Annotated in this window: 13 protein-coding genes; 7 read left to right on the top strand and 6 right to left on the bottom strand. The window is 62.2% G+C overall.

Translation table 11 applies throughout. The features are described from left to right. Positions 1-277 precede the first annotated feature (277 nt). Entirely contained in the window at positions 278-1,243 is a 966-nt protein-coding gene (locus tag G6N78_RS10250) for a LysR family transcriptional regulator (protein WP_165218031.1), read from the bottom strand. 195 nt (positions 1,244-1,438) lie between these two features. Here G6N78_RS10250 and G6N78_RS10245 point away from each other — a divergent pair, with 195 nt between their 5' ends. The 7 genes from G6N78_RS10245 (at position 1,439) to G6N78_RS10215 (ending at position 8,737) form a co-directional block, all read left to right on the top strand. Continuing rightward, positions 1,439-2,443: an ABC transporter substrate-binding protein gene (locus G6N78_RS10245; protein WP_234905775.1), complete on the top strand. Its 1,005-nt coding sequence runs from the start codon at positions 1,439-1,441 to the stop codon at positions 2,441-2,443. A gap of 304 nt (positions 2,444-2,747) precedes the next feature. After that, positions 2,748-3,569, top strand: coding sequence for an ABC transporter ATP-binding protein (locus tag G6N78_RS10240; protein WP_165218027.1), 822 nt, complete (start codon positions 2,748-2,750; stop codon positions 3,567-3,569). Continuing rightward, positions 3,569-4,405 (top strand): ABC transporter permease, encoded by an 837-nt coding sequence (locus G6N78_RS10235; RefSeq protein WP_165218025.1) that lies wholly within the window; start codon positions 3,569-3,571, stop codon positions 4,403-4,405. The genes G6N78_RS10240 and G6N78_RS10235 overlap by 1 nt, the downstream gene beginning before the upstream one ends. Next, entirely contained in the window at positions 4,405-5,712 is a 1,308-nt protein-coding gene (locus G6N78_RS10230) for a cytosine deaminase (protein WP_165218023.1), read from the top strand. Before G6N78_RS10235 ends, G6N78_RS10230 begins: the two co-directional genes overlap by 1 nt. Positions 5,713-5,717: 5 nt before the next feature. After that, complete coding sequence (locus G6N78_RS10225) at positions 5,718-7,133, top strand: FAD-binding oxidoreductase (protein ID WP_165218021.1); 1,416 nt, start codon at positions 5,718-5,720, stop codon at positions 7,131-7,133. Between the two features lie 379 nt (positions 7,134-7,512). Continuing rightward, positions 7,513-8,094, top strand: a complete 582-nt coding sequence (locus G6N78_RS10220; RefSeq protein WP_165218020.1) for an NAD(P)H-dependent oxidoreductase — start codon at positions 7,513-7,515, stop codon at positions 8,092-8,094. A 73-nt stretch (positions 8,095-8,167) separates the two neighbouring features. Further along, on the top strand, positions 8,168-8,737 hold the full coding sequence (locus G6N78_RS10215) for a transglycosylase SLT domain-containing protein (RefSeq protein ID WP_165218018.1): 570 nt from the start codon (positions 8,168-8,170) through the stop codon (positions 8,735-8,737). A gap of 169 nt (positions 8,738-8,906) precedes the next feature. Here G6N78_RS10215 and G6N78_RS10210 read toward each other — a convergent pair whose 3' ends face one another. From G6N78_RS10210 to ung, 5 genes are all read right to left on the bottom strand, one after another. After that, complete coding sequence (locus G6N78_RS10210) at positions 8,907-9,308, bottom strand: RidA family protein (RefSeq protein ID WP_165218016.1); 402 nt, start codon at positions 9,306-9,308, stop codon at positions 8,907-8,909. A gap of 100 nt (positions 9,309-9,408) precedes the next feature. Further along, complete coding sequence (locus G6N78_RS10205) at positions 9,409-9,642, bottom strand: hypothetical protein (RefSeq protein ID WP_165218014.1); 234 nt, start codon at positions 9,640-9,642, stop codon at positions 9,409-9,411. Positions 9,643-9,880: 238 nt separating this feature from the next. Continuing rightward, entirely contained in the window at positions 9,881-10,489 is a 609-nt protein-coding gene (locus tag G6N78_RS10200) for an alpha/beta hydrolase (RefSeq protein ID WP_165218012.1), read from the bottom strand. A gap of 10 nt (positions 10,490-10,499) precedes the next feature. After that, complete coding sequence (locus G6N78_RS10195; RefSeq protein ID WP_165218010.1) at positions 10,500-11,432, bottom strand: VOC family protein; 933 nt, start codon at positions 11,430-11,432, stop codon at positions 10,500-10,502. Between the two features lie 132 nt (positions 11,433-11,564). Next, on the bottom strand, positions 11,565-12,269 hold the full coding sequence (gene ung / locus G6N78_RS10190; RefSeq protein ID WP_165221605.1) for a uracil-DNA glycosylase: 705 nt from the start codon (positions 12,267-12,269) through the stop codon (positions 11,565-11,567). Positions 12,270-12,294: the final 25 nt, after the last annotated feature.

Below are 12,294 nucleotides of genomic sequence, written 5' to 3'. Positions count from 1 at the left end.
CGGCCATCTCCCCCACAAGGGGCATTGCTCAACCACCACCGCTGCGAGGGGGCGGGAGGGCGCCGCGATTCTTCTTCTCCCCGCTCGGCGGGGAGAAGGTGGCCGGCAGGCCGGATGAGGGGCAAACCACACGCTTCTCCGCCGCCAAAGCCCCTCACCTCAACCCTCTCCCCGCAACCGGAGAGAGGGGGCCATGTCGGGCATGCCGCACCAACCGCTTTCTCATCGGTGGCGCTCCCCATGGAAAGGCATCTTGCCATTCGCCCTTTGGGCACACTCACTCCCGCCCCACAAAGCCAGACGCGTTCTGCTTCGGCACATGGCCCTTGGCCTCCATTTCGGCCACCAGCACCGTCAGCTCGCCGAGCAGGAATTCGACGAACAGGCTCGCCGCCGTGTCGAGCGTCGCGCGTGAGCGGGCAAAGATCTTGAGCGGCTGCTGGCGGCGGTGCGGTTCGGCAAGCGGACGGAAGACCAGTTCGCCGCGCCGGCAGTCGCCGATCACGTCGAGCGGATTGAGGAAGCTGAGCCCCGTGCCACGCTTGACGAGATGGCGCAACGTCTCCGGGCCGGCACTTTCGACGACCGGCTCCACCGGGGCGGGCAGCGGTGCCAGAATGAGGTTGATCATGCTGCGCAGGCTCATGCCGGACTGGGCGAGAACCAGCGGTTCCTGCACCACCTTGGCAAGCTCCAGCGGCCCTTCCTCCTTCGCCAGCCGATGATCGGGCGGCAGAACGACACCGATCGGAATGTCGAAGGTGGCGAGCGTGCGAAGTCCGGCGGTCGCCGGAATGTTGAAGCCGATGCCGAGATCCACTTCGCCGGAAAGCACCGGATTGGCGGTGGTCGTCGCGCCGTCGATGGCGAGCTGCAGGCGCATGCGCGGATGCTGCTCGACGAAACGGGCGACGATCTCCGGCAGCGGACCCGCCGCCAAGCCCACCGTCGAGACCATCGACACGCGCCCGCCCTGCGGCATTTTCAGCCCGCGCACGCGCGTTTCAAGCTTGTCATACGCCTTCAGCACCTCGCGGATATGCTCGATGCACAGCTCTCCGGCCGCCGTCAGCCGGAGCCCGCGCGGCAACCGCTCGAAGATCGGCACGCCGAGTTCCTCCTCGAGCGCCAGGATCTGCCGGTTGATGGCGGACGAGGCGACGTTCAGCCGCTGCGCCGCCTTGCGGATGGAGCCGGCGCGGGCGATTTCATCGATGTAATGCAGTTTTCGCGAATGGAGCATCACAGGCCTGTTGCTTTAAAATTCACCACGACGCACATTTTGTGCATCAGACGGACAAGCGATGCCATTAAGGCATCGATCCGAGCGAATTTTGGCGCTTTTCAAAGCCCAAAAGCAATGGCTGAAATGGGAAAAAATGAAAGCCTGAAAAGAGGCTGTCTCCGGAGAACAAGGGAACGTCGGATGGACACGCACATGACACTCAAGGCATCGCTTGCCGCTCTCGCAATCGGCTTCGGCCTCGCCGCTTCGGGCGAGGCTTTCGCCCTGGATGAAGTCTCCTACGGCACGAACTGGCTCGCCCAGGCCGAGCACGGCGGCTTCTATCAGGCGGTGGCCGATGGCACCTATGAGAAATACGGACTGAAGGTCACGATCATGCAGGGCGGCCCGAATGCGGCCAACCGCTCGCTGCTCATCGCCGGCAAGGTGGATTTCTATATGGGCGGCCCGCTCGGCGACATGGACGCGGTCAAGGAAGGCATTCCGATGATCTCGGTCGCCTCGATCTTCCAGAAGGATCCGCAGGTGCTGCTGGCCCACCCGGATGCGGGTGTGGAGAAATTCGAGGACCTTGCCAAGCTCGACACCATCTTCATGGGCAAGGACGGCTACGTCACTTATTTCGAGTGGATGAAGAAGAATTTCAAAGGGTTCAAGGAAGAGCAGTACAAGCCCTATACCTTCAACCCGGCACCCTTCATCGCCGACAAGAAATCCGCCCAGCAGGGGTATCTGACCTCTGAACCCTACGAGATCGAAAAGCAGGCCGGCTGGGCGCCAAAAGTCTTCCTGCTCGCCGATGCCGGTTACAACCCCTACTCCACGATGATCACCACCACGCAGAGCATGATCGACAAGAAGCCGGACGTGGTGCAACGTTTCGTCGATGCCTCGATCGAAGGCTGGTACAACTACATCTACGGCGACAACAAGAAGGCGAACGAGCTGATCAAGAAGGACAATCCGGAAATGACGGATGGCCAGATCGCCTATTCCATCGCCAAGATGAAGGAATACGGCATTCTGGAATCCGGCGAGGCGCTGACAAAGGGCATCGGCTGCATGACGGACGAACGCTACAAGACGTTCTTCGACGAGATGGTGCAGATCGGCGTGGAGCCGAAGGACCTCGACTACAAGAAGGCCTACACCACCAAGTTCGTCTGCAAGGGCGTCGGCATGGCGCTGAAGAAGTAGGGTCAGCCTCCGCGTCAACCCTTGCCCCTCACCCTAACCCTCTCCCCGTCAGACGGGGAGAGGGAACGTGGCAAACGAACCGGTGACATGACCCGCAAGTGCAGTGCCACATCAAATCACCGGCGGCTTGATCCATCCGCAGCGGACGGCTTGCTGAACATCGCTTGAGACAGAGACGGCAATGACCAGACGCAACGATGTCCCCTCTCCCCGTCTGACGGGGAGAGGGCTAGGGTGAGGGGCAAACCGCGGGGTGGCCGTGACTGCCGCACCAGCCCCTGTGACTGAAACCGTAAGGCCTTTGATGAACACGACAGACGCTCCCCCCTCCCCATCGCCCAAGCGCCCGCTGGTGGTGATGTCCAACGTGTCGAAAAGCTTTTCCAGCGGCACGCTCGCGCTGTCGGAGATGTCGCTGACGGTGGAAAACGGCGAGTTTGTCAGCCTGCTCGGGCCCTCCGGCTGCGGCAAGTCGACGGCCTTGCGCATCATCGCAGGCCTTGGCGATGTCACCACCGGGTCCATCGACTGGCCCGCCTCGCGCATCAATGCCAAGGGGCTCCCCGAGGGCGATATCTCCTTCGTCTTCCAGGAGCCGACGCTGATGCCCTGGCAGACGGTGTTCGGCAATGTCTACCTGCCGCTTCGCCTGCGCGGCATTTCCAAGACGGCCGCGCGTGATACGATCATGGCCTGCCTCGACACGGTGGGGCTCAAAGATTTCGCCGACGCCTATCCGCGGGAGCTCTCCGGCGGCATGAAGATGCGCGTCTCGATTGCCCGCGCGCTGGTGACGAAACCGAAGCTGCTCCTGATGGACGAACCCTTTGCGGCGCTCGACGAAATCACCCGCCAGAAGCTGAACGACGACGTTCTGCGCCTGTGGCGGGAGACGGGCATCACCGTGATCTTCGTCACGCACTCCGTGTTCGAAAGCGCGTACCTGTCCAACCGCATCGTGGTGATGAAGGCGCGGCCGGGCCGTGTACATGCGGATTTTCCGCTCGTGACCAGCCTGGAACGCGGCGCGCTCTACCGGGCCTCGGAAGAGTATCGTGCGGCCTGCGAAAAGGTGTCCGCTTCGCTGCTGGAAGCGATCGGCGGTGACGCCATGGAGATGCATTGATGACGACGCCCTCCCCCTCTTCGCCCACCAGTCGCGCCATGACCGCCAAGAACCGCGAAACGCTTCTGCGCATCCTGATCCCGATCCTGGTGGTCGTGGCGCTCGTCATCCTTTGGCAGGTTCTGGTGACGGCAACCGGCGTGCCGCAATACATCCTCCCCGGCCCCGGCGCCGTCGCCGGTGCACTGGTCAAGGACTGGGGTACGCTCTCGCCGGCGCTCTGGGTCACCACCAAGATCACCATGGCAGCCCTCGGCCTCGCGCTTTTGGGCGGTGTCGGCATCGCGATCTTCCTCGTCCAGTCGAAATGGATCGAAACGGCCTTCTATCCGATCGCCGTCATCCTGCAGGTGACGCCAATCGTGGCAATCGCCCCGCTGATCCTGATCTATGCGCCGACGACCCAGGTGGCGCTTCTCATCTGCGCCTTCCTCGTCGCCTTCTTCCCGATCCTCTCGAACATGGTGCAGGGCCTCAAAAGCGTCGATCACAACCTGCTCAACCTGTTTGACCTCTATGGCGCCTCCAGGCTCCAGACGCTGCTCTACCTGAAGCTGCCGGCCTCCCTTCCCTATTTCATGACCGGCCTGAAGATCGGCGGCGGTCTGTCGCTGATTGCAGCCGTGGTGGCGGAATTTGCCGCAGGGTCCGCCGGTGCCGGCTCCGGCCTCGCCTTCCGCCTGCTGGAGGCGCAGTACCGCCTCAACATTCCCCGCCTGTTTGCCGCCCTCATCCTGCTCTCCGTCCTTGGCGTGGTGATCTTCGGCATCACCTCCTTCATCGCCTGGCTCAGCCTGCATCGCTGGCACGAAAGCAGCCTTCGGAGAGAAAACTGATGTCCTTTGCCGAACTTCCGAACGCACCGCATTTCGTGCTGGCCAATGCCACGCTGCAGGCTGTCACCGTCGAAGGGTTTTCCGCCCCGGCGAAAGAGGGTCTGGTCACGGCCGATCTGGTCATCGCCAATGGCAAGGTCGAGAGCATTCTGGCGCCCGGCACGGCGCCGGCGGCACTTCCGCGCGCCGATCTGCGCGACGGCATGGTCTGGCCCTGCTTCGTCGATATGCACACCCATCTCGACAAGGGCCACATCTGGGAGCGCCGCCGCAATCCGGATGGCTCGTTCATGGGCGCGCTCGAAAATGTCGGCGCCGACCGTGCCGCCCACTGGTCGGCAGACGATGTGCGCGCCCGCATGGAGTTTTCGCTGAAGACGGCCTATGCGCATGGCACAAAGCTGATCCGCACACATCTCGACAGCATTCCACCGCAGCACAGCATTTCCTTCGAAGTATTTTCCGAAATCCGAGAGGAGTGGAAGGAGAAGATCGCACTGCAGGCCGTGGCCTTGCTGCCGCTTGAATCCGTGCTCGATCCGGCCGTCTTCGGCGATATCGTCGCGGTGACGAAACGCCATGGCGGGCTGCTCGGTGGTGCGACCCGTATTCTGCCGGATTTTGAAAAGATCCTCGAGACTCTGTTCCGCGTGGCCGCCGACAACGGCCTCGATATCGACCTGCACGTCGACGAGACCGAAGACAAACAGGTCCTGACGCTGAAGACCATCGCCGAGATCAAGCTGAAGACCGGCTTCGAAGGCGCGGTCACCGTCGGCCATTGCTGCTCGCTGGCAAGGCAGGATGACGATCTGGCCAGACGCACGATCGATCTGGTGGCGGAGGCCGGCCTTTCGGTCGTCTCGCTACCGATGTGCAACATGTATCTGCAGGATCGCCATGCCGGCCGCACGCCCCGCTGGCGCGGCGTGACGCTGTTCCATGAACTGACAGCCGCCGGCGTCAAGACCGCCGTCTCCTCCGACAACACCCGCGACCCCTTCTATGCCTATGGTGATCTGGATGGCGTCGAAGTCTTCCGCGAGGCGGTGCGCATCCTGCATCTCGACCATCCGCTGGCCGAGGCCGCGCGCGTCGTCACCACGACTCCCGCCGACATTCTCGGCCGGCCGGACATCGGCCGCATTGCAGCGGGGACACCGGCCGATCTCGTCCTCTTCAGCGCGCGGCGTTGGAGCGAATTCCTTTCCCGTCCGCAGGCGGACCGCATCGTGATGCGGAATGGCATGGGCATCGACCGCCGCCTGCCGGATTATCGTGACCTTGACCCGATCCTGATGAAGTGAGCGCCATGGCGGATTACGCACAGATCAAAAAAGACCTCGAAGGCATCGCAGTGGAGGACAATCCGGCGCTGGTGCGCCAGAAAAGCCGCGACTTCTACTGGTATTCGCCGATCCTGAAGGCGGAGCTCGACCATGTGACGGCCGATCTCGTCGTCTCGCCGAAATCCGAAGAAGAGGTGATCCGCACGCTGAAGGTAGCCTTCGCGCATGGCGTGCCGGTCACCCCGCGCGGCGCCGGCACCGGCAATTACGGCCAGGCCATGCCACTGTCCGGCGGCATCGTGCTGAACCTCATCAACATGAACAAGGTCAAGGAAATTCATCCGGGCCGCGTCATCTGCGAACCGGGCATCATTATCGCAGACCTCGACAAGCAAACGAAGGCGCATTCCGGCCAGGAGTTGCGCTTCCACCCGTCCACAGCGCAGACGGCCACCATCGGCGGCTTCATCGCCGGCGGTTCCGGCGGTGTCGGCTCCATCCACTGGGGCGGGCTTCGCGACCTTGGTAATATCCTGCGCCTGCGCGTCGTCACCATGGAGGCCGAACCGCGGGTGCTGGAACTGACCGCCTGGGACCTGCAGAAGGTCAGCCACGCCTATGGCACCAACGGCATCATCACCGAAGTGGAAATGCCGCTGGCACCCGCTTACGACTGGGTGGACGTGCTGGTCGGTTACGACGACTTCATGGATGCGGTGCGTTTCTCCGACGTGCTCGCTCACAAGAACGGGCTACTCCTGAAAGAAATCGCCCCGATCGCAGCCCCCATTCCGTATGACTATTTCCCCCGTCATAAGCCGTTCATCCGCCATCGCGGCCAGTCGATCGTCGTCGTGATGGTGGCGCCGCATTCGGTGGATGCGTTTGTCGCGCTGACGCAGCGCATGAAGGGGGAGATCCTCTTCCGCTCCGACACGGTGGAGAGCATGAAGGGCATCCCGCATGCCTATGAGCTGGCCTGGAACCATACGACGCTGAGGGCGCTGAAGGTCGATCCGACATTCACCTATCTGCAGGTGCAGTATCCGAGCCCGGACCATGTGGCCAAGGTCGGCAAGATGGTGGAAATCTTTGGCGACGAGGTGCCCGGTCACCTGGAATTCATCAAGTTCGACGGCAACATGCAGTGCGCCGGCCTGCCGCTGGTGCGCTACACCACCAAGGAGCGGCTGGAGGAGATCATCAAGATCCACGAGGATCATGGCTGCCCGATCTTCAACCCGCACCGCTACACGCTGGAGGAAGGCGGCATGAAGCAGACCGACGAGGTGCAGCTGGCCTTCAAGAAGGAAACCGATCCCAAGGGCCTGCTGAACCCCGGCAAGATGATTGCCTGGGAAAACCCCGATTTCGATTTCAAGGCCGGCAAGAATTACTTGTTTCCCGGCCTGCAGGGTTTTGCCGAAGCGGGGGAGTAGGATCGCATAAGCGCTTCGTCAGGGGCGCCCCCTCACCCGCCTCCGCTTCGCTCGGCCACCCTCTCCCCAAGGGGAGAGGAGAACCGCAGGCGGTGCGGCCATCTCTTCTCCCCTTGGGGAGAAGGTGCCCGAAGGGCGGATGAGGGGTCATCCCGACGAGCCACCCCATCGCCAAAAGGATTTTGACAAAGAATCACCGCCACCACACACATTCCGAAGGTACTCCCGGCCGGCTTCACCGGCTCATGTGACACAGAGACATGGCGTCCTGATCCCTTCGGCTGGGCGGCGAAGGGCCAGGGTGCTGGGACAAACGGCGCGGATATTTTCGACCGATCCCGACGGCAGGGGCCGCGGGAAGAGACTTGGAGATTGTTCGATGCGCGTTCTCGTGCTGCATTCCCACCCCGTCGAGGAAAGTTACGGCAAGGCGCTGTTTCGCCAGACCTGCGAGAGCCTCGCTAAGGCCGGATACGAGGTCGATGCCTGTGATCTCTATGCGGAAGGCTTCGATCCGGTGCTTTCCGCCCATGGCCGGCGCATCTACCATGACTATCCGGAAAACATGGCGGGGCTGGAAGGCTATGTGGCACGGCTGAAGGCGGCGGAAGGCCTCGTCATCTGCACGCCGGTCTGGAATTTCGGCTTTCCGGCCATGCTGAAGGGTTATTTCGACCGCGTCTGGCTGCCCGGCGTCTCCTTCGGGTTGAAGGATGGCAAGCTGACGCCGACTTTGCGCCACATCGAAAAACTCGCCGCCGTCATGACCTATGGCGGAACGCCGATGCGGGCCTTTCTCGTCGGCAACCCGCCGAAAAAAATCATCAAGCGCGTCATCCGCGCCCAGATCAAGATCGGCGCGCCGGTGAAATTTCTGGCGCATTACGACATGAACAACTGCACGGACGAGACCCGCGCCGCCTTCCTGGCCAAGGTGAAGAGCGAGATGGAAGCCTTCTGAGACGCGCCGCACTCGCTAAACGTTTATTTAATTTTTACCGGCTATTAATCCTCTCAGATCGAGAGGATAAGCGATGCGTTATGCGTTTTTCATCGCCCTTCTCTTTCTTGCCGGCTGCGGAACCGCGCCGAGCAGGATTGATAACGCGTGCGCCATCTTTGCGCAGCGCGACGGGCTCTTCAACAACTGGGCACGCGATGCCAAGCGCGCATCGCGCGAGTACGGAGTCCCTGTGCCCGTGCTGATGGCCACCATCTACACCGAATCCGGCTTTCGCGCCTATGCGCGGCCGAAGCGGACCTATCTGCTCGGTTTCATTCCCTGGAAACGGCCCTCCTCGGCCTATGGTTATGCCCAGGCGCTCGACGGCACCTGGTCCGCCTACCAGCGCGAGACCGGCCGCTGGGCGGCAAGCCGCACCGATTTCGGCGATGCGATCAAGTTCGTCGGCTGGTATCACAACAAGAGCAACCGGCGAAACGGCATCGCGCTCACCGATACCTATCGGCTCTATCTTGCCTACTACGCCGGCCATGCGGGGTATGAGCGGGGAAGCTTCACCTCCGCGATCCGGGCCGCCGCCCAACGCTCCGCCGGCATTGCCGACCGCTACGAACGGCAGTTGCGCTCCTGCGGCTACTGATTTTTAGGTGCCGGCTCGCGCTATCGCAGAGTCCGGCATCGAATGGTCATACCTTGACGAAGACCCCGCTGCTGCGGGCTTTCCGATCTCCCCATTGTGGGAGAGATGCCCGGCAGGGCAAACGGGGACATCTGAAGATCCCATCGTCCTGATGCCCGCCTCGCAAACCTCAAACCACCTTCGCCGCCGTTACCTCAACCTCGACCAGAAATTCCGGCCGGGTGAACCCGCCGACCACGATCAGCGTCGAGACCGGCTTAGGCTCTGCCGTATACCGGTCGCGCACGGCCATATAGGCCGAGAAGTCCTCGCGCTTCGTCACAAAACCCGAGATGCGGATGACATCAGCAAACGTCATGCCGGCTTCCGCGAGAATGGCCTTGATCGCCTCGAAACAGAGTTCCGCCTGGCCGGTCACATCCGGCGGGATCGTATCATCCGGGGCGATGCCGAGCTGACCGGAGGTGACGAGCAAAGAGGCCCCCGGCGGCACCAGAAGCCCGTGATTATAGGCTCCAAACGGTGTGCGCACGGAGGGCGGGTTGAAAACCTGTTTGTCCGAGTGTGCCATGCCGCCCGCTCCTGATTCTCGCGTTGATGGGAGGAGTATAGCGGCGGCTGGGTGGGTCGGAAGCGGAAACGCTGCAGCAATTGCGGCGCGGCACGGCGGGTCAGACCTTGCCTTCAAGCGTTTCCACTCTTTGCAAGACAGTCCTGACGCTGTCTTCGATCCGGGAGAGCGAATTCTCCAGAACTGTCTGCATGTTGGCGAGCGTGCCACCAAGCGCCATCTTGACCATCAATTCGATGTCATCACGCAGTTCTGTTTCCCGCCGTTCGACCCGCCTGGTTAGATCATAGGTGGCGTTCAACAGCCGCATCATGTCGCCCAGATCCTTCCGCATCAGGCGCATCTCATCCATCTGAAGCTTTGATTGCTTTGCCTGAATCTCGAGACTGATATTGTCCGTGTTCGTGCTGACCCCAGCTCTGTTCAGATCAGATTCAAACCCTTTTGAAATGCACGTTTTTGCGAGAATGGCCCGGGCGCGAGACTGCGGCTACGCCCGAGGGACGATAGCACAGTCTGGCCCGAACTGCATCCGGTTTGGCCCCGTCGGCGAACAGAGGGGGGAAGCCCCCTCACGCCCCGTAGGATGCCAGAAACGCCTTCACCGCCTCGATCTCGTTGCCGCGGATCTCGTGGCCGCCCGGATGCCAGTCCAGCGTGACCTGTGCGCCCTGGGCGGTGAAATAGTCGGCAAGCGACTGCGTCAACGGCACCGGGCAGATCGGATCGCGTTCGCCGGCGGTGATCAGCACGCGGCCCTTACCGGGCCGTGCCTTGGGCTCGAACGGGATCAGCGGATGCATCAGCACGGAGGTGTCGAAGAGGCCCGGTTTTTCGATCAGCACGTTGGCGAGGATGTTGGCGCCATTGGAAAAACCGAGGCCGATCACCGGCCCCGCCGAGGCGGCATCGCGATGAGCGGCGACGAAGCCGGCCATCTTCTCCGTCGCGCGTGCCAGATCCTCGAGATCATAGAGCCCTTCGGCCCGGCGACGGAAGAAGCGGGCGGCACCGTGTTCGGAGACATCGCCGCGCGGCGAAATCACCGTCGCATCCGGCAAAAGCCGGCTCGCGAAATCAAAGAACTGGTTCTCGTCGCCACCGGTACCGTGGAAGGCAAACAGGATGGGGGCGCCCGGTTTGCCCGGGCGCTTGAGGTGGATATAGGCGTCTGTGGTCATGGTCGTCACCTTAGCCTTCCAGCTTTTCCAGATGCTCTTCCAGGTAGGAGCGCAGGTGGGCATGCTGGGTCGGCAATTTCAGCGCTTCACCGAGGTGGGCGGTATCCTCGTCGCGGTCGAAGCCCGGTTCGTTGGTGGCAATTTCGAACAACACGCCGCCCGGCGTGCGGAAATAGATTGCCCAGAAGTAGTCGCGGTCGATCACGGGCGTGACCTGGTAACCCGTGTCCATCAGTGCCTTGCGCACCTTCAACTGCTTTTCGCGGTTTTCGACAGCAAAGGCGATGTGGTGGACCGAGCCGGCGCCGAGGTTGGCACGGGCAATGTTCGGCATTGTTTCGATGTCGATGTAATCGGCACCGTTGCCGCCGGGAATGGCGAGACGGGTGACACCGTCCTTGTGGTCCACCTGCTCGTAGCCCATGAATTTCAGGAGTTCGACGGTTGCCCCTTCATCGCGAAGGCGCATGGAGGCCGAATGAAAGCCGCGGATCGCGTGATCGACATCCACGCCATTGCCGGTCCAGGGCGCGCGCGGATCATCCTTGACTTCGACCAGCGCGAAACCATCACCATCCGGGCCGAAGAAGTTCAGGCGCTTTTCGCCAAACGCCTCATCGGTCTTCATCTCCAGGCTGCCCTTGGCGGCCAGACGATTGCCCCAGTAGGAGATCGAACCCTGCGGCACCGAAAACACCGTAGTGCCGACTTCACCGGTGCCGGGACGGCCCTTGGCGATATGCGGGAACGGGAAGTAGGTCATCACCGAACCCGGCGTGCCGACTTCATCGCCGTAATAGAGGTGATAGACATCCGGCGCGTCGAAATTGACGGTCTTCTTCACCCGGCGAAGGCCGAGCGTATCGGTAAAGAACTGGTTGTTGGTGCGGGCGCTGCCTGCCATCGATGTGACGTGATGCAGGCCTTTGATCTGGTTCAGCATGGCGTGACCCTTTATCCTCAATCTCTGCGGCCCAGTGATCGGTCCGCTTGTCTGGGGTGAAGATGGTGCGTTTTTGGGTCAGCGCATAGAGTGAACAATCAGAACGCATTGTTCACACAATAGCTCTTGCCGTTAGCCATCCAGCCCCGGCGTCGCCGGAAGCTGCCAATCCACCGGCTCGCGGCCATTGGAGACGAGGTAGGCATTCGCCTGGGAGAAGTGCCGGGAACCGAAAAAGCCGTTATGGGCCGACAGCGGGGACGGATGCGGCGCCTTCAACACCAGATGCCGGCGCTGGTCGACGAAGGCCGCCTTCTTTTGGGCATAGGCGCCCCAAAGCATGAAGACGACATGGCTGCACTCGTCGTTCACCGCGCGGATCACGGCATCGGTGAAGCGTTCCCAGCCTTTGCCCTGGTGCGCGGCGGCCCTGCCCTCCTCCACCGTCAGCACGCTGTTCAAGAGCAGCACACCCTGGCGCGCCCAATGCTCCAGAAAGCCGTGCGAAGCCGGAGGAATGCCGAGATCTGCCTGCATTTCCTTGTAGATATTGACGAGCGAGGGCGGAATGCGCACGCCGGGCCGGACACTGAAGCAGAGCCCGTGCGCCTGTCCCGCGCCGTGATAGGGGTCCTGCCCCAGGATCACCACCTTCACGTCCGGCAGAGGCGTCAGGTCGAGCGCGCGAAAATACTCGGCGCCCTTCGGAAAAATGTGCTTTCCGGCCTGCTTCTCCGCGGTCAGGAACTGCCGCAGCGCTGCCATGTAGGGATCGGCAAACTGCGGCGCGAGTGCTTGTTTCCAGGTCTCTTCCAGCTTCACGCCGCTCTCTGCCATGCCGATACGCCCCTCTGTCATTCAC

This window comes from Allorhizobium pseudoryzae (genome assembly GCF_011046245.1).
Classification (GTDB): Bacteria; Pseudomonadota; Alphaproteobacteria; order Rhizobiales; family Rhizobiaceae; genus Neorhizobium; species Neorhizobium pseudoryzae.
The sequence above is the reverse complement of the archived record's forward strand: the minus strand, read 5'-3'. Positions and strand labels throughout refer to the sequence as shown.